Origin of the sequence: Pseudodesulfovibrio hydrargyri (assembly GCF_001874525.1) — a bacterium.
GTDB lineage: Bacteria > Desulfobacterota > Desulfovibrionia > Desulfovibrionales > Desulfovibrionaceae > Pseudodesulfovibrio > Pseudodesulfovibrio hydrargyri.
The window spans coordinates 58,180-75,053 of sequence record NZ_LKAQ01000005.1 but is presented as its reverse complement, the minus strand read 5'-3'; the positions used below and the strand labels follow the sequence as shown (position 1 = coordinate 75,053).

Sequence of the window (16,874 nt, the reverse complement as noted above, 5' to 3'; positions counted from 1 at the left end):
GGTCCCCTCTCGCAGCTCTAGCCCCGGGGCTCGGCGGCCAGGTGGAAGCTCAGGCCGCGCTGGGGCAGGAAGGCGTTGAGCAGCATCTCCAGCCGGGCGCGGTTGATGACGGACAGGGACCAGGTGGCTCCGGCCCCGGAGGGCTGCATGTCCATGGTCACCAGTTGGGCGTTCTGGACCGCACCGTCCCAGCCGTGCAGCACACGGTCGAATTCCAGTACCCCGTCGGGCGAGAACCAGCCGGACACGGTCAGGGTCTCACCGCCGGCCTGGGCGGCCTGGGCCGTGGGCCGGTCGAAATACCTCGGCCACAGGGTGAACCAGGCCGTGGCCATGTCACCGTTGATGGCCAGCCATTCCTGGCCTTCATAGGACAGGTGGCACTTCCAGGTACCCTTGTCGCTGCCACGCTCCAGAGTGAAAACCGGGGAACCGCCCTCGGTGGGCGCGATCCCGGTCAGGTTGATGAGATGGTGCAGGGCCTGCAATTCCTCGTCGGTGAGGTCGCCGGGCCAGACCACGGTAGCGGGCTGGGGCTGCGCCAGGGTGGCGAAGAAGCCCATGCCGCCGAGGCTGTCGCGCAGGGTTCTGCGGTCCACCCGAACGTCCATGGTCAGACTGAGGCCTTCGGGGAAATCCTGGGAGGAGACGACCTTGTATCCCTGGATGAACGGCTCGGCGTGGCCGAGGAGGTATTCCTTGAGCAGCGCGGTGCGCGTCTCGGGAAGCTTGTCCGCAAGCATGACCTTGGCCTCGTCGAGCACGGCCTGGGCGAACCCCTGGGCACGCGCCTTGTCGCGCAGGTCGCGCTGGGACATGCCTTCGGCCATGGACTCGAAGACCCGGACCTGGCCGGCCAGGGCGGGCCATGCGGCCAGCAGGCAGCAGGTCATGGTGAGCAGGAAAATATATTTACGCATCGCCCTCTCCCTCGGCCTTCCGGGCCGCGCCCGCGTTCTCGGGCGACTTTTCCGGTGCATCCACCAGGATGACCACCTTGCATCCGTCCGCAATGGAACCTGTCTTGACCACGGCCCGGACCAGCCGGGCGTCCGAGGCGGCAATGACCACATCGGTCCGCCAGGAACCGTAGGCGCTCAGGGCCTTGACCATGAGCGGCCGGTTGCCGACACGTTCGGCCAGCACCTTGGGGTTGTCATCGACGGCGTAAGCGACCATGCCCTTGTCGGCCACGTTGGTCCGGCCGACCTGGAAATAGCCGTAGGCGCCGAACCCGTCCTGGCCGTAGATGACCGGGGCCAGGGCCGGAGTCAGCTTGAGGCCGCGCGCGTCGACGATCACGCCGGTGTAGCCGCGCGTGCCGCTGCCCACTTCCTCGGGCGCGTTGTCGGGCATGTCCATCACGCCCTGCCCCGTGGCCGTGGACAGCCGGGGCGGGATGCCGCTCTGGAACTGGACGGTGTTGGGCAGGATGAGTTCGGCCAGCTGTCCCCGAAGCTGCTCGGACACGCGGACCGTGCCCGCCGCGTCATAGAGGCCCGGCCCCCGGTACAGGGAATTCTGGATGAGCCCGCGGACCTGGGCGGCCAGGTCGCTGTCCCCGGACAGGAACGCGCCCACGGTCTGATGGCCGTCGATGCGCACGGACAGGACCATGTCCAGAAGCCGCTTGCGCGCCTGGACCACGGCCTTGCGCACGGAGAGCGGCGACAGGGCCGCGTCGGATTCGTCCGTGGCCGCGCCCTCTATGGACCGGACCACGGCCAGATCGCCGGAGCCCCAGGCAATGGTCCCGTCGGCCCCGAAGGCCTGCACGAGCCCGTCAAAGGCCTGGGCGGGCGCGGTAAAAAGGAGAAACGCCAATATGATGGGAACAAATATTCGAAACGACATCTGATAACTGTCCTGAAGTGTTCAAGGCCTCGCACGGCCGGGATGGCCAAGGCATCATCCATGTAGCGTGGTTGCGGGATTTCCGCAAGCCGCTTGCCGCCCGGCGTGACCGGTGGTAGCCTTACGGGATACCGCCAATCAACCCCGGAGCGAGACATGCTTATCCACCTGATGCAGCACGGCGCCTGCCTGCCCAAGGAAGTCAACCCGAACCAGCCCCTGAGCCCCGTGGGCCGCGAACAGGTGGAAAAGACAGCCCGGGCCGCCGCCATCCTCGGCCTGCGTTTCCAGCTGGTGGCGGCCAGCTCCAAGGTCCGCTCCATCCAGACCGCCGAGATCATGGCCGAGACGACCGGCTACCCCGTGGAGCGCGTCGTGGTCACGGACGCGGTCAAGGCCATGGCCCCGACCGCCGACACGCTGAAATTCATCAACGAATATGAGGGACTGGACTCCATACTCATCGCCGGACACCTGCCCTCCCTGAGCCTCCTGGCCTCGGCCATCCTGTCGCCGGGGAAAAGCGTGGACGTCCGCGTGGAAAACGGCGGGCTCATGCAGTTCAGCCTGCCCCCCGGCAAGTCCGCCGGGACCCTGAACTGGGCCATGACCCCGGCGCAACTGACCGTCCTGGCCGGAAGCTGATCAGCCCCGCTCCGAAAGCCACCGCTCCGTCAGGTCCGCTATGGGCCCGTTCTCGCCGGGCGCGAACCAGTGGATGTCGGCTTCCTTGTTGAACCAGGTGATCTGCCGCTTGGCGTACGCCCTGGTATTCCTGACCCATTTCTCGCGGGCCTCGGCCATGGTCAGTTCCCCGCGCAGGAAGCCGAGCAGTTCGGCGCAGCCGATGCCGGTCCAGCCGGGCGCGTCCGGGTCCGGACAGCGCCCGTAGGCGGCCTGCGCCTCGTCCAGGGCTCCGCGCTCCAACATGACGTCGATGCGCGCGGCCAGATGAGGCTCCAGGTCGCTCAGGGCGATGCGCATGCCCACCTTGAGGGCGCCGTACGGCGCCGGGGCGTGCTCGCTCTCGGTGTGCCACCAGGTCATGGTCCGGCCCGTGGCCAAATAGACCTCGGCGGCCCGGGCGTTACGCTGGGTGTCGTTGGGGTGGATCTTCGCCGCGTAGTCCGGGTCGGTTCGCGACAGCTCGGCGTGCAGGGCCTGGGGCCCTTCCTCGGCCACGCGGTCAAGGACCTGGCGACGGATTTCCCCGGGGATCTCGGGGATGGGCGCTATGCCGGACAGCAACGAGCGCAGGTAGAGGCCGGTGCCGCCCACCAGGATGGGCAGCCGCCCCTGGCCGCGCACCTCCTCGATCTTGTCCACGGCCAGTTCCACGAACCGGGCCGCGGTCATCTTCTCTTCCGTGGGCAGGAAGCCGTAGAGATGGTGCGGACAGGCGGCGCGCTCTTCCGCGTCGGGCTGGGCCGTGACGACCGGAAAGTCGCGGTAGACCTGGCGGGAGTCGAAATTGATCACGCTGGCGGGCAGACGGCCCGCGATGGCGATGGCCGCCGAGGTCTTGCCCGTGCCGGTCGGGCCGAGAAGGCAGACGATGGGAGGCCGGGCGCTCGTCATATGTAGTGGTTGTGCCCCCAGTCCTGGGGCTTGACGCCGAACTTGACGGACAGGGCCGTGGCCACCGGGCCGGGGACGAGCCCCCGGATGTCGCCGCCGTACTGGGCCACTTCCTTGACGATGGTGGAACTCAGGTACATCCACTTGAAGTCGGTCATCATGAAGACGGTCTCGATCTCCCACTTGAGCTTGCGGTTCATGAGCGCCATCTGGAACTCGTACTCGAAATCCGAGACCGCGCGCAGGCCGCGCATGATCGCCCCGGCCCCCCTGCTCTCCACGTAGTCGATGAGCAGGCAGTCGAAGGAGGCCACCGAAACCCTGGGCTCGTCGCGGAACACGTCTTGGGCCAAGGCCACCCGCTCGCCCACGGTGAACAGGGTCTTCTTGGGCGTGCTCTCGGCCACGGCCAGGATGATGTTGTCGAAGACCTTCAGCCCGCGGCGGGTCAGACTCACGTGACCCATGGTCAGAGGATCGAACGTGCCGGGGTACACGGCCAGCCTGGGGTTCAATTTCGCCATAGTAAAATCCTGGTTTGACCGTACTCCCGGTCGGTTAGCAATTCCATGTCCCCCAAGGGCCCGTCCTGCGGGGGGGCGACCGCGCTCTCCACCTCGGCCAGGACCAGCGCGCCCCGCGCGATCCAGCCTTTCTCGAGCGCCTTGGTCAGGGCCGGGACCAGCAGGTCGCGGCCGTAGGGCGGATCGATGAAGACCAGGTCGAAAGGGCGCTCCGGGCCTTTGGACAATACACCAAAAAGGTCCTTGCAGACCACCCTGTATCGGGACTTATCCACATTCAGATCGGACAAATTACGACGGATGAGCGCGGCGGCCTTGGGGCTCTTCTCCACGAACCAGGCCGTGGGCGCGCCCCGGCTGAGGCACTCCAGGGCCAGGGAGCCGGAGCCCGCGAACATGTCGATGACCCGCGCATCCTGAAAATCCACGCCCCGCGCCGTGAGCATGGAGAACACGGACTCGCGCACCTTCATGGTCGCGGGACGGTATCCGGGGCCCTCGCAGGTCAGAATCCTGCGCCCCTTGTATTGGCCTCCGACAATCCGCACGGCTACATCTCGGAGACGAGCTCCACGATGGTGCGGTTGATGCCAAGGAGCTTGTCACGCAGCTCCGCCTGGTCCACCCACGGGCGCTTTTCCACATCCCGGATGCGATTGCGCAGCTCCTGGTACAGGGTCTCGGAGTCGGCCAACAGGAATTCCCAGTCCACGCGCGGCCGGGCCACTTCCAGGTCCACCACTGGCGCCAGTTCCTTGCCCGGTTCGAGTTCCAGAATCTCCATGTATTCGGGGATGTGCACCTCGAAGCCGAACTTCTCGGTGATCAGCTTGGCGAACTCCGTCTGGACCTCGGCCTCGCCGTGCACGAGCATGATCTTGATGGGCTTGCCCTGCATGGTCCCGAGCCAGCCCAGAAGCTCGTCGCGCCCGGCATGGCCGGAAAAGCCGTTGATGGTGAAGACCTTGGCCTTGACCAGGACCTCCTCGCCGAAGATGGTGATCTTCTCGGCCCCGTTGACGATCTTTCGGCCCGGCGTGCCCACGCCCTGCCAGCCCACAAAGACCACGCTGGCCCCGGGACGCCACAGGTTGTGCTTGAGATGGTGCTTGATCCTGCCCGCGTTGGCCATGCCGCTGGCCGAGATGACGATGGCCGGCCCCTCGGTCTCGTTGATGGCCTGGGACTGCTCGCGCGTCTGGGTGAAATGGAGATTGGGCAGGTCCAGGGGGTTCTCCCCGTTCCGGATGTATTCCTGGGTCTTCTCGTCGAAATATTCTGGATGCTTGCGGAAAATCTCCGTGGCCCGGATGGCCAGCGGGCTGTCCAGGTAGACCGGCATGTCCGCAGGCAGCTTGCCCTGCTTCCTGAGCAGAAACAGGGAATAGATGATCTGCTGCGAACGCTCCACGGCAAAGGCCGGGATGACCACCTTCTCGCCGTTGCCGTAGCTGTAGGCGATGGCCTCGGCCAATTCCTCCAGGCTGCCCTTCTCGTCCACGTGGTTGCGGTTGCCATAGGTGGACTCCATAAACAGGTAATCCACGCACTCCATGTCGGAAGGGTCGTTGACGATGAGCTGCTCCGGCCTGCCCAGGTCGCCGGAAAAGACCGCCTTGGTCCGCTTGCCGTCCTCCTCGTACTCGATCTCGATAAAGGCCGAGCCGAGGATGTGCCCGGCGTCCTTGTAGGTCACCTTGACGCCCGGCACGGGCTCGAACGTCTTGGAGTACTCGATGGTCGCGAACAGCGGCGTGGTCCGCTCGGCGTCGGCGATGGTGTACAACGGCTTGACCATGTCGCCGCCGGTGCGGCGCTGCTTGCGGTTGTCCCACTCGGCCTCCATCTCCTGGATGTGGGCCGAGTCCAGGAGCATGATCTCCAGAAGGTCGCGGGTCGGCGCGGTGCAGTAGATGGGATTGCGGTAACCCTTGGCCACCAGGGCGGGCAGCAGCCCGGTATGGTCCATGTGGGCGTGGGTGATCAGGATGAAGTCCAGCTTCTTGGGGGCGTACGCGTCGATGTTCCAGTTGCGTTTCTCGATCTCCCGGTTGCCCTGGTGCATGCCGCAGTCCACGGCGAACCGCCTGCCTCCGCATTCAAGGATGTAACAGGAGCCGCTGACGGTCCGGGCCGCGCCCATGAAGGTCACTTTCATACGTTGTCCTCGCGTTGCCGTTCCGCCGGAAAGCCGGAATATAACCCCCTTCCGAACGGAACAAAATCAGTGTAGTAAAGCAGTCGGCGGGATCCTGCATCCGCCGCCCCGACTACATGCCCCATAAACCGTGTCCAGGCAACCTTTGCCCCGGGAGCACAGGAGAACCAATGATTCATCGTTCCAAGCAATACCTCATCGACGACCTGTCCATCCACGAGTCCTGGCGGCTCTTCAAGATCATGTCCGAAATCGTCGACGGTTTCGAGAACCTGTCCGAGATCGGCCCGGCCGTGTCCGTGTTCGGATCGGCCCGGGTCAAGCAGGACGAACCGCTCTACCAGAAGACCGTGGAGCTGTCCAAGGCATTGTCCGAGGCGGGATTCTCGGTCATCACCGGCGGCGGCCCGGGCCTCATGGAGGCGGGCAACAAGGGGGCGTTCGAGAACGGCGGGGAATCCATCGGCCTGCACATCCATCTGCCCATGGAGCAAAAGAACAACGAGTTCCTGAACGTCAAGAGCGAGTTCCGCTACTTCTTCATCCGCAAGCTCATGTTCATCAAGTACGCCCTGGCCTACGTGGCCCTGCCCGGCGGCTACGGCACCCTGGACGAATTGTCCGAGGCATTGGTGCTCATCCAGACCCACCGCATCAAGCCGTTCCCCATCGTCCTCTTCGGCACCGAGTTCTGGTCCGGGCTCATCGACTGGTTCAAGAGCCAGATGGTCCCCAACGGATTCTGCAGGGCCGAGGATCTCGACCTGTTCAAGGTCACCGACGACGTGGACGAGGTGGTCAGCTACATCCGCAAGCACGTCATCGTGTAGCAGTCGTGACCGACAGCAAGAAAGCCACGCTCTACGGCCTGGCCACGGTGTCCATCTGGTCCACCGTGGCCTCGGCCTTCAAGATAGCCCTGCGCGGCCTCGACCCGCTGCAACTGCTGCTCTGCGCCTGCGCCGTGTCCATCCTGGTCCTGGCGGCCATCCTGCTCATTCAGGGCAAGCTTGGCGAACTGACGCGCATGGGCCGCAAAGAGACGGTGCGCTGCGCCCTGCTCGGGCTGCTCAACCCGTTCCTCTACTACACCATCCTGTTCAAGGCCTACGACCTCCTGCCCGCCCAGGAGGCCCAGCCCATAAACTACACCTGGGCCGTGACCCTGTCGCTGCTGTCCGTGCCCCTGCTCGGCCAGAAGCTCTCGGCCAGGGCGCTCATGGCCATCCTGCTCAGCTACCTCGGGGTGGTGGTCATCTCCACCCACGGCGACCTGCTCGGCATGCGCTTTTCCAGCCTGCAGGGCGTGGCCCTGGCCCTGGGCAGCACGGTCATCTGGGCCCTGTACTGGATCTTCAACACCCGAAGCCAGGCCGACCCCATGGCCGGGCTGCTGCTGAGCTTCTTGACCGGATTCCCCTTCATCCTGGCGGCCACCCTGCTTTTCTCCGAAATACCGCCGCTCGCCACCGGCCCGCTTATGGCCGCCGCCTACGTTGGGCTGTTCGAGATGGGAATCACCTTCGCCCTGTGGCTCACGGCCATGAAATACGCGGCCCGGCCCGAGGGCGGGGGCACCGCCCGGGTGGCCAACCTGATCTTCCTGTCGCCCTTCCTCTCCCTGGTTTTCATCCACTTCCTGGTGGGCGAGACCATCCACCCGGCCACGGTGTTCGGCCTGGCCTTCATCATCGCGGGCAACGCCCTGATGCAATACTCCCCGAGAAAACGCGCCTGACCTCCCCTTCTCCCTTGAAAGAAAAACGGCACGCGACTTGGTCGCGTGCCGTCCGTCGTCGCCAGCCGCGCGTTGCGGTGATACCCGAAACGCGAGGTCTCGCCGGTTGTTACGCCTTCAGTTCAAAGGTCACGGGCTTGCCGAGCAGGCCGTGGATGGGGCAGCCCTTCAGGGCCGCGAGCAGCCGCTTGGTGTCCTTTTCGCTCACTCCTTCGGGCAGTTCGACGCTGTATTCGAAGGTGGTGCCGCTCTCGCCCGGGACCAGGGTGACCGTGGTCTCCACGTGGCCCAGTTCGATGTCGTGCGACTTGGCGAAGGCGCGCAGGGTGATGTTCAGGCATCCGGCCAGGGAGGCCTCCAGCAGGGCGAAAGGCGTGAAGGCCGCGTCCCGGCCGCCCTTGCCCACCGGGGCGTCGCACTGTCCCACGTGGTCGCCGTCAGTGAATTCCGTCAGATAATCGTCTTGTTTGCTCTTGGTCGTGATCATGGTCATACCTCGTTTTTGCAATCGATTGATCCGGCCGGCGCTACGCCGGTAGATAGACCATAGTGCCGTCGGGGACACAATGCAACGCCCCGGGCGTGCATCGCGCGTCCGGGGCGGTCCATCCCCGCTCCCATGCCGGGGACAAAAGGGAAAAAACGGAGGCGGCGCTAGGCGGAGACGCTCACGTCCGCGGCGATCACGCCGAGCATCCGGCCGTCCCGACCAAAGAACGGACCGGACACGGTGATGCACTCCCGGCCCGAGGCCGAGGAGGTATAGACGTCGGAGATGTGGAAGGCGCCGGTCTCGGCCACGCCCTTGAACCAGGGCCGGTCGGCCCAGTTCGAGCCGAAGGCCGAGGCGTCCTCGGCATAGCCCGAGACCTTGCCCCCGAGGTTGCTGACCGTCTGCCTGCCCTCGGCGTCGGTGATGTACATGAGTTCAAGAAACTCGTTTCGCTTCAGGGCGTCGCGCACGGCCTGCTCCAGACGGTCGCGCCGTCCGGACCGGACCGCCTCGGATTCGGCCAGGGCGCCGATGATCTCCTGGACCCGGCCGCTGCCCACCAGGCGGAACACGCCGGTCATGACGGCCAGCTCCTCCACGCGGCGGCTCAGTTCGTCCACGGCCCGGGTGGCCTCGGCCATGCCCTCGTCCGTGTCCGAGGATATGTCATGCACGGCCGTGATGGTCCGGGTGACCGCCTCGCTGGCCACGGACTGCTGGCTGGAGGCGGTGGCGATGGCCCCGATGCGCTCGGCGCTGGTCCCGGAATGGGACACGATTTCCTTCAGGGCATCCCCGGATTCGCGGGCCAGCCCGGCGGCCTCGTCGGCCAGGCCGGACATGTTTTTGACCCCGTCTATGGTCCGCGCCACCTGGTCCTGGATGCCCTCGATGGCCACGCCCACGTCGCGGGTGGCGTCCATGGTCTTCTCGGCCAGCTTGCGCACCTCGTCGGCCACCACGGCGAAACCGCGCCCGGCGTCGCCCGCCCGGGCGGCCTCGATGGCCGCGTTGAGCGCCAGCAGGTTGGTCTGGTCCGCGATGTCGGAAATCACGCCCATGATCGCGCCGACCCCCTCGGCCTGGGAGCCGAGCCCGGCCACGCTCTCGACCAGGGACTGGGAATTTTCGGAAACAGCGCCGATGGATTCGATGGTCCGCGCGACCACGGCGGAACCGGACTCAGCCTGTTCCATGACCTTGTCCGCGTCCTCGGCGGCCGCACCCGCGCTGACCGCAGTCTCGCCCACGGCCGCGTTCATCTGCTCCATGGCCGAGGCGGCCTCTGAGATGAGCCGCTGCTGCTCGGCCGCGCCTTCGCGCGCCTTGCCCGTGGACACCCCGAGGGTGGCCGAATGGTCGCGGATGGCCTGGACCGAGTGTTCCAGGGTTCCGGCGGCGGACAACAGCCCCTCGCAACGAGCGGCCTCGCCCTGCTTGCGCGCCTGGGCGGCCTGGGCCAGGGATTCCTTCACGCGGACCTCGGCCTCCCGGGCTACATTTTCGCTCTTTTCGGCCTTGGCTTCCAACTCGCCGATGTAACTCACGATCTTTTTCAGATCAACGGCCATCCTGCCAAAATTGTCATCGCCGCCCTCGGGCACTTCTACAGGGGATACGCCCTCGGCCATGCGTTCTAAAACACTTCTCAACACACTATATTTATTGTTAATAATCTTGGCAGTCAACAGGATGCAGACCGCACAGGCGACCACCCCAAGCAGGCCGGGAACCACCAGTCCCCAAGCCGAGCCCCCGAAAAATCCTGACAGAATTGTAACCCCGCCGTCTGAAGCCCAGGCGCATTCCGGCCCGACCGGCGAGCCGAAGATCGCCGAGGAAACCGCCAATACCGCCAAGTACATACCTTTTTTCTTCATTATCCCTCTTCTTCCCCAAAACAGACTGTATTAAAGACAATACGTAGCTCAAGCAAAAGACGGGCCATAAATTGACCCGCGAGTCGATGATCGCCTAGCGGAAGGAAAAGGTGTTCAGAACACCGGTCAACCTGGCCCAACAATCCTCCAGGGAAAACTCCCGTTTTTCCCCGGGGGTGTACATCTCCATGGCCGTATAGCCGACGAACAGCCGGATGTCGTACCGCCGTCCGTCGTGGACGATCCAATAATCCCGGGCCTCCAGACGGTGGCCCATGGCCGCGTCCGACATATCGGCGCGCCGCAAGCGCAGGCCATTGACGACCGCGTCGCGGACACCGCCCTCCTCCCCGCACAGGGTATCCCCGTCGAACCGGGCGCAATCCCCGTCCCGCCCCTCGTCCGGCGAGACCGAGACCGTGATGCAGGCGCTGCCGAAATTCGTGCCCGCGTACTCCTCTCCCGAATAGCAGCCGCCGAGGCGCATGGAGCCGTCGTCCAGGGGAAAATAGCTCTTCGCGGCCAACTGCTTGGCGTCGGTGGAGACCGTGAAATCCACGGGAAAGGCCATGGCAAAGGAGCGGCCGACATCGTCAGGGGCATCGGTCCGCGCCTTTTCCGGGCTGCCCCCCGCACGGGCGAAGACCGGACTTCCGACCGCGCACAGGACGACTAACAGGAACAGCCATGCTGAGACTCGTTGCCCGCAACCTCGAAGGATTCGGCATTTCATCCATGAATCGTCAAACATTCCCACCCTCCTATGCGGCCCGCTTCGCTCGGCGTCACCGCCCGGGACCGCAATAAAAATCCCCTACGACTGCGCCGCCATAGGGGATTGCGTCTCATTCGATTTGCCCGGTTACCACGTTGGGGGGCTTGTCCGCCTAGAGGAAATCCGGGTCGATGCCCGCCTTGCCCCCGGCCAGGATGAGCTTGAGATAGCGGATGGTCCGGTCGTCCACCGGCACGATGGGGAAGTTCTCGCGGCAGGCGTCGCACTGGGCCATGGCGGGCCGGGACGGCGCGATGAGCGGGACCTCCCGGCCGCAGTGCGGGCAGGGGTAGAGGAAGATCATTTCCATGGCCGCCGGTTTCACCGGGGTCAGGGGTTTCTTGCTTTCAGCCATTGTTATCCCTTGTGTACCAGGTTCTTGCCGGTCATTCCGGCGGGCGGCTCCATGCCCCACAGACCGATGACGGTGGTGGCGATATCGCCGAGGATGCCCTCGTCCAGGACCGCGTCCTCGCGCCCCTTTTCCATAAAGACCAGGGGCACCGGATTGGTGGAATGGGCCGTGTGCGGCGCGCCGCTCTGGTCGAGCATCTGCTCCGCGTTGCCGTGGTCGGCGGTCATCAGCACCCGGCCGCCGCTTTCCAGCACCGTGTCCACGATGCGGCCCACGCAGCCGTCCACGGCCACGCACGCCTTTTCGGCGGCCTCCATGATCCCGGTGTGCCCGACCATGTCCAGGTTGGCCAGGTTGCAGACGCACAGATCGTACTCGCCCCACTTGGCGATCAGGGTGTCGGCCACCTCATCGGCGCTCATCTGCGGCTTGAGATCGTAGGTGGCCACCTCGCGCGGGGACGGGATCATGATCCGGTCCTCGCCCGGGAACGGCTCCTCGCGCCCGCAGTTGAGAAAATAGGTCACGTGGGCGTATTTCTCGGTCTCGGCGATGCGCAGCTGCTTCATGCCATGGGCCGAGGCGAACTCGCCCAGGGTGCCCTCGTAGTCCTCGGGCGGGAAGGCCGTTTCCATGGGGAAAGTGGACTCGTACCGGGTCATGGTCGCGAACATGGCCGGGACCGGCACGTTGGGTCGGTCGAACTCGTTGAAATCCTTTTCGAAGATGGCACGGCTGATCTCCCGGGCGCGGTCCGCGCGGAAGTTGAAGAAGAACAGGCCGTCGCCGTCCTGGATGCGCCCGTCCACGCCCGCCACCACGCTCGGCTTGACGAATTCGTCGAACTCGCCCTCGGCGTAGCGCGCCTCCACGGCCGCGACCGGGTCGTCGATGGACACGCCCTGGCCGTCCACCAGGGCCCGGTAGGCCTTTTCCACGCGCTCGAACCGCTTGTCGCGGTCCATGGCCCAGAACCGGCCGGACAGGGTGGCGATCGTGCCCAGGCCGAGTTCGTCGAGCTTGGCCCGCAGGGTGCGCAGATAGGCGAGCCCGCCCTTCTGCGCCGTATCGCGGCCGTCCATGAAGACGTGGATGAAGACCTCGGGAACGCCCTCGGCCTTGGCCATGTCCAGCAGGGCGAACAGGTGGCGCAGGTGCGAATGGACCCCGCCGTCCGAGAGCAGCCCCATGAGATGCAGCCGCCCGGAACCCGCCTTGGTCCTGTCCATCAGCCTCTTGAGGACGGGATTGTCGAACAGGGAGCCGTCCTCTATGGCCATGTCGATGCGGGTCATGTCCTGGTAGATTACCCGCCCTCCGCCGATGTTCATGTGGCCCACCTCGGAGTTGCCCATGAAGCCGTCGGGCAGCCCCACGGCGCGTCCCGAGCAGGTCAGGCGGGTGGAGGGATATTCGGCCAGGAGCCGGTCGAGATGCGGGGTGGCGGCATTGCGCACACAGTTGCCCGCGCCGTCCGGGGCGATGCCCCAGCCGTCCAGTATCAGCAGCAGTGTCTTCTTGGGTTCGGCCATGTCCATATGTCCGTTAGGCCTCGAACTCCACGCGGGGAGCTTCGGTCCACATGCCTTCGATGTTGTAGAACTCCCTGAGCTCGTCCAGGAAGACGTGCACGAGCACGTCGTTCAGGTCGATCAGGACCCACTCGCCGGTCTTGTGGCCCTCCATGCTCAGGAATTCCATGTTCTCTTCGGCGGCCTTGTCCAGAATGTGCGAGGCCAGGGCCTGGGCGTGCTTCACGCCCCGGGCCGAGACCACCAGGATCATGTCCGTGACCGAGCTCAACCCCGTCACGTCGATGATGCTGATCCGCTCGCCCTGTTTGGCGTCGAGCCATCCGGCCACGTCACGGGCCTTGTCGACGCTCGCCATTTCGGCGAATTTCTTTTCTTTGTTAAGCAATGTCTGTCCTTGTGTTTACCGTGAACCACCGTCAATTCTTGGGGAAACGCCCCACCAGAATCTCGTCGAGCCCGCGCTTGGGCACGTGGTGTTTGCCGTCCTCGCCGGTCCAATACTTTATACTGCCGTCCGAGGGAAGCGATTCCAGGACCACTTCCTGGGCCGGGACGCCCAGGGCCAGGACCATGAGGATCTCGAGGCGGTCCGGGAGGTCGAAGAGCGCGGCCAGCTTCTTGCGGTTGACCGTGGCGATGATGCAGCCGCCGTATCCCTTTTCCACCGCGCCGAGCATGAGGCTCTGGCAGGCGATGCCGTCATCGCAGTGGGGCGTGTCGGCCACATCCTTGTCCAGAAGCATGATGATGTATCCCGTGGGTCGCTCGCCCTCGGCCGGGCCCTTCCAGTCGGCGAGGTACCCTGCCCAGCCCAGAAGCGGGAAAATTTCGACGCACTGCGCCGGATCGGCGGTGACGATGTACTTGAGCGGCTGGAGGTTCCTGCCCGAGGGCATGAACCGGACCAGGTCCACCAGTTCGGTCAGTTCATCCGCGCTCACCGGCCTGGACTCGTCGAACTTGCGCCGCGACCGGTTGCGCTCCATCAATTCCCTGAATGTCATAGCAACTCCAATGTCGATTGTTAATCTCCGATTGTGTAATGCACTTTGGATTGGTCCGCAACAATCGAGCCCGGCGCGGCGGACGCCCGTTGACCGGCCTCAAGCCCACAAACCCCTTGACGCAAACCGGAACATTGGGCACTGTTTCGCCTATGCAAAAATACCTATTTGCGCGCTTTTTCTGGTTTACGGGCTCTCTTTAGGAGGCTCGTGGCTTTTGGAACGGCGCGGGGAAGGCGCTAGAGCGGACCACGGGCTGTATCAGACCGTGGTTTTTTCATATGGACAGCTTGGCCGATCAAAGGCCGCCCAAGGAGGATGAAGGGATGATCTACGATGTGAAGAACGAGACCCTGCCCAGGGAGGACATGGAAGCGCTCCAGCTGCGCAGGCTCAAATCGCTGTGCGAGCGGGTCTACGCCAACGTCCCGTTCTACAAGAAAAAATTCGACGAGAAGGGAGTCAAGCCACAGGACATCAAGACCCTGAAGGACGTCTCCCTGCTGCCCTTCACCGTCAAGCAGGACCTCCGCGACCAGTATCCCTTCGGCATGTTCGCCGTGCCCAAGGACCAGATCGTCCGCATCCACTCCTCCTCGGGCACCACCGGCACGGCCACCGTGGTCGGCTACACCAAGCGCGACATCGAGAACTGGGGCGAACTCGTGGCCCGGTGCATGATGGCCGCCGGGGCTTCGGCCGCTGACACTGTCCACAACGCCTACGGCTACGGCCTGTTCACCGGGGGGTTGGGCGCGCACTACGGGGCCGAGGCCCTGGGCGCCACGGTCGTGCCCATGTCCGGCGGCTCCACCCGAAGGCAGGTCACCCTGCTCAAGGACTTCGCCCCGGACGTCATCTGCTGCACCCCCTCCTACGCCCTGTTCCTGGCCGAGACCGGTCTGGAGATGGGCATCGACATCCGCGAGCTGCCCCTGCGCATCGGCATCTTCGGGGCCGAGCCCTGGACCAACGAGATGCGCGCGGACATCGAGAAGAAGCTCGGCATCACGGCTATCGACATCTACGGCCTGTCCGAGATCATGGGCCCGGGCGTGGCCATCGAATGCGCCGCCGCCCAGGACGGCCTGCACATCCAGGAAGACCACTTCCTGGCCGAGACCATCGACCCGGTCAGCGGCGAACCCGTGGGCCCTGGCGAGGAAGGCGAACTGGTCTTCACCACCCTGACCAAGGAAGGCATCCCGCTCATCCGCTACCGCACCCGCGACCTGACCACCCTGAACTACACGCCGTGCAAATGCGGCCGCACCACCGTGCGCATGAGGCGCGTCACCGGCCGCTCCGACGACATGCTCATCATCCGGGGCGTCAACGTGTTCCCGTCCCAGATCGAGTCCATCCTCATCGACACCGAGGGGCTGACCCCGCACTACCAGCTGATCATCGAACGCCAGGGCAACCTCGACACCCTGGAGGTCCAGGTGGAGGTCAACGAGGCCCTGTTCTCCGACGAGATCAAGAGTTTACAGCGTGTGGAATCGAAGGTAATGAAGAACATTAAGGAATTCCTGGGCGTCACCGCCAAGGTCAAACTGGTCGAACCCAAGAGCATCGAGCGTTCCCTGGGCAAGGCCAAGCGCATCATCGACAACCGCCACAAGGACTAACCAGTCAATAAGCCAAGGAGAACACCATGAAAGTCGATCAACTCTCCATATTTCTGGAAAACCGGGCCGGACGCCTGGCCGAGGTCACCCGCATCCTCTCCGAGGCCGGGGTGAACATCCGCGCCCTGTCCCTGGCCGACACCTCGGACTTCGGCATCCTGCGTCTGATCGTGTCCGACTTTGAAAAGGCCAAGGCCAAATTGAAGGAGGCGGGCTTCACCGTGGGCCGCACCTCGGTGGTTGCCGTGGAGGTCAACGACCAGCCCGGCGGCCTGAACAGCATCCTGACCATGCTCCAGGACGCGGGCATCAACGTGGAATACATGTACGCCTTCGTCCAGCAGTCCGGCGATTCCGCGGTACTGATCTTCCGCTTCGACCGCACGGACCAGGGCATCGAACTGCTCCGCAAGAACGACATCAACATCATCCCCGGCGACAAGCTCTACGCCATGTAGCGCTCCGGCCACCGCGCGAAAAAAGGGTGAAGGCGCCATGCCCTCACCCTTTTTTTCGGCCATTGCCCCGAAAGAGGCTCAGTAGCGTTCCATTATCCTGTCGTAAACCCCGGCCCGCCGGTTGGCCCGGATGCGCTCGTTGACCTCGGGAAGGCGGGCCTCCCAGCCCGGGTGTCGGTTGAAAGCGAAACGCAAATCCGAGCTGCCCAGTTCCTTTTTGGCGATGTAAAAATCGTCCGTCCCCATCTCCGGGGAGGTGCGGATGATCCAGCGGACCGTGTATTCGTCGAACAGGGCCACGTCCACCCGGCCCGCCTTGAGCATGCGCAAAAGGACCACGTCGCTGTTCACGTCGTAGCGAAATGCCTTGCCGCTGTTGAACAACGGGACCACGTTGGGATAGCTGTAGGACTTGATGCAGCCGATGGTCAGACCGTGCAGGCTGGTTTCGCCCCGATACTCCACAGGGCTGCTCCCCCTGCTCACGAGTACCGTGCGCAGCGCCAGCACGGGGGCGCTCCATAAATAGAGATCGGCGTTGTCCAGCCAGTCCCGGCATTCGAGTCGCGTGTAGACCGTGTCCCCTTCCGACCGGAGGGCGCTGCGCGAGGCGGGCAGCATCAGCACTCGGGTCTCTGTGCCCTTGGGCATGGTGACGCGGAAGATGTCCAGGGCCGCTCCCCGGGCTTCGCCGTCCACGACCATCTCGAACGGCGGCCACCCCCTGGTGAACAGGGCGAAGGTGACCGAATCGCCGGCCAGGACCGGACGCGCCAGGCACGCCCACGCCAGGACCAGCAAGCCAACCGCCGCAAAAGGCCGCTTAGGGAACACTGCGAACAACCGAGCCTCCTTCATCGATATCGTCCATTCATATATGCGGAAGAAGAC

General features: G+C 64.7%; 19 protein-coding genes. 5 read left to right on the top strand and 14 right to left on the bottom strand.

The genetic code is table 11. From position 1 onward, the window contains the following. Positions 1-17: 17 nt before the first annotated feature. Positions 18-920: a hypothetical protein gene (locus BerOc1_RS17660; RefSeq protein ID WP_071547239.1), complete on the bottom strand. Its 903-nt coding sequence runs from the start codon at positions 918-920 to the stop codon at positions 18-20. Further along, positions 913-1,854, bottom strand: a complete 942-nt coding sequence (locus tag BerOc1_RS17655; protein ID WP_071547238.1) for a TP0624 family protein — start codon at positions 1,852-1,854, stop codon at positions 913-915. The genes BerOc1_RS17660 and BerOc1_RS17655 overlap by 8 nt, the downstream gene beginning before the upstream one ends. A 156-nt stretch (positions 1,855-2,010) precedes the next feature. Between BerOc1_RS17655 and BerOc1_RS17650 the strand changes: the two genes are divergently transcribed. Then, positions 2,011-2,499, top strand: coding sequence for a SixA phosphatase family protein (locus tag BerOc1_RS17650; protein ID WP_071547237.1), 489 nt, complete (start codon positions 2,011-2,013; stop codon positions 2,497-2,499). Here the strand turns inward: BerOc1_RS17650 and miaA are convergent, their stop codons facing one another. From miaA to BerOc1_RS17630, 4 genes are read right to left on the bottom strand one after another with little or no spacing between them, the layout of a single operon-like run. Continuing rightward, positions 2,500-3,432, bottom strand: coding sequence for a tRNA (adenosine(37)-N6)-dimethylallyltransferase MiaA (miaA, locus tag BerOc1_RS17645; RefSeq protein ID WP_071547236.1), 933 nt, complete (start codon positions 3,430-3,432; stop codon positions 2,500-2,502). After that, positions 3,429-3,956, bottom strand: a complete 528-nt coding sequence (gene coaD, locus BerOc1_RS17640; protein WP_071547235.1) for a pantetheine-phosphate adenylyltransferase — start codon at positions 3,954-3,956, stop codon at positions 3,429-3,431. Before coaD ends, miaA begins: the two co-directional genes overlap by 4 nt. Beyond that, positions 3,944-4,504 (bottom strand): 16S rRNA (guanine(966)-N(2))-methyltransferase RsmD, encoded by a 561-nt coding sequence (gene rsmD, locus BerOc1_RS17635; RefSeq protein WP_071547234.1) that lies wholly within the window; start codon positions 4,502-4,504, stop codon positions 3,944-3,946. The genes coaD and rsmD overlap by 13 nt, the downstream gene beginning before the upstream one ends. Before the next feature lie 2 nt (positions 4,505-4,506). Beyond that, positions 4,507-6,114, bottom strand: a complete 1,608-nt coding sequence (locus tag BerOc1_RS17630; RefSeq protein ID WP_071547233.1) for an MBL fold metallo-hydrolase RNA specificity domain-containing protein — start codon at positions 6,112-6,114, stop codon at positions 4,507-4,509. Positions 6,115-6,284: 170 nt separating this feature from the next. Here BerOc1_RS17630 and BerOc1_RS17625 point away from each other — a divergent pair, with 170 nt between their 5' ends. Together BerOc1_RS17625 and BerOc1_RS17620 are read left to right on the top strand one after the other, a co-directional pair. Further along, positions 6,285-6,944 (top strand): LOG family protein, encoded by a 660-nt coding sequence (locus BerOc1_RS17625; RefSeq protein ID WP_071547232.1) that lies wholly within the window; start codon positions 6,285-6,287, stop codon positions 6,942-6,944. A 5-nt stretch (positions 6,945-6,949) separates the two neighbouring features. After that, on the top strand, positions 6,950-7,852 hold the full coding sequence (locus BerOc1_RS17620; RefSeq protein WP_071547231.1) for a DMT family transporter: 903 nt from the start codon (positions 6,950-6,952) through the stop codon (positions 7,850-7,852). 109 nt (positions 7,853-7,961) lie between these two features. Here the strand turns inward: BerOc1_RS17620 and BerOc1_RS17615 are convergent, their stop codons facing one another. From BerOc1_RS17615 to BerOc1_RS17585, 7 genes are all read right to left on the bottom strand, one after another. After that, positions 7,962-8,339, bottom strand: a complete 378-nt coding sequence (locus tag BerOc1_RS17615) for an OsmC family protein (protein ID WP_071547419.1) — start codon at positions 8,337-8,339, stop codon at positions 7,962-7,964. A gap of 167 nt (positions 8,340-8,506) precedes the next feature. Next, positions 8,507-9,892: a methyl-accepting chemotaxis protein gene (locus tag BerOc1_RS17610; RefSeq protein ID WP_242653089.1), complete on the bottom strand. Its 1,386-nt coding sequence runs from the start codon at positions 9,890-9,892 to the stop codon at positions 8,507-8,509. Positions 9,893-10,319: 427 nt separating this feature from the next. Continuing rightward, entirely contained in the window at positions 10,320-10,976 is a 657-nt protein-coding gene (locus BerOc1_RS17605; protein WP_129586582.1) for a hypothetical protein, read from the bottom strand. A gap of 136 nt (positions 10,977-11,112) precedes the next feature. After that, entirely contained in the window at positions 11,113-11,355 is a 243-nt protein-coding gene (locus BerOc1_RS17600; RefSeq protein WP_014320939.1) for a hypothetical protein, read from the bottom strand. A 2-nt stretch (positions 11,356-11,357) separates the two neighbouring features. Further along, positions 11,358-12,887 carry a 2,3-bisphosphoglycerate-independent phosphoglycerate mutase gene (gene gpmI / locus BerOc1_RS17595; protein WP_071547418.1) on the bottom strand — a complete coding sequence of 510 codons (1,530 nt, stop codon included), beginning with the start codon at positions 12,885-12,887 and terminating at the stop codon, positions 11,358-11,360. 13 nt (positions 12,888-12,900) lie between these two features. Continuing rightward, positions 12,901-13,275 carry a ribosome silencing factor gene (gene rsfS, locus BerOc1_RS17590; protein WP_084641739.1) on the bottom strand — a complete coding sequence of 125 codons (375 nt, stop codon included), beginning with the start codon at positions 13,273-13,275 and terminating at the stop codon, positions 12,901-12,903. Positions 13,276-13,306: 31 nt separating this feature from the next. Continuing rightward, on the bottom strand, positions 13,307-13,894 hold the full coding sequence (locus BerOc1_RS17585) for a nitroreductase family protein (protein ID WP_071547228.1): 588 nt from the start codon (positions 13,892-13,894) through the stop codon (positions 13,307-13,309). Between the two features lie 326 nt (positions 13,895-14,220). Between BerOc1_RS17585 and BerOc1_RS17580 the strand changes: the two genes are divergently transcribed. Together BerOc1_RS17580 and BerOc1_RS17575 are read left to right on the top strand one after the other, a co-directional pair. Beyond that, positions 14,221-15,525: a phenylacetate--CoA ligase family protein gene (locus tag BerOc1_RS17580; protein WP_071547227.1), complete on the top strand. Its 1,305-nt coding sequence runs from the start codon at positions 14,221-14,223 to the stop codon at positions 15,523-15,525. A gap of 26 nt (positions 15,526-15,551) precedes the next feature. Continuing rightward, on the top strand, positions 15,552-15,983 hold the full coding sequence (locus BerOc1_RS17575; protein WP_071547226.1) for an ACT domain-containing protein: 432 nt from the start codon (positions 15,552-15,554) through the stop codon (positions 15,981-15,983). A gap of 78 nt (positions 15,984-16,061) precedes the next feature. Here BerOc1_RS17575 and BerOc1_RS17570 read toward each other — a convergent pair whose 3' ends face one another. Further along, entirely contained in the window at positions 16,062-16,784 is a 723-nt protein-coding gene (locus BerOc1_RS17570) for a substrate-binding periplasmic protein (protein ID WP_071547225.1), read from the bottom strand. Between the last annotated feature and the right edge of the window lie 90 nt (positions 16,785-16,874).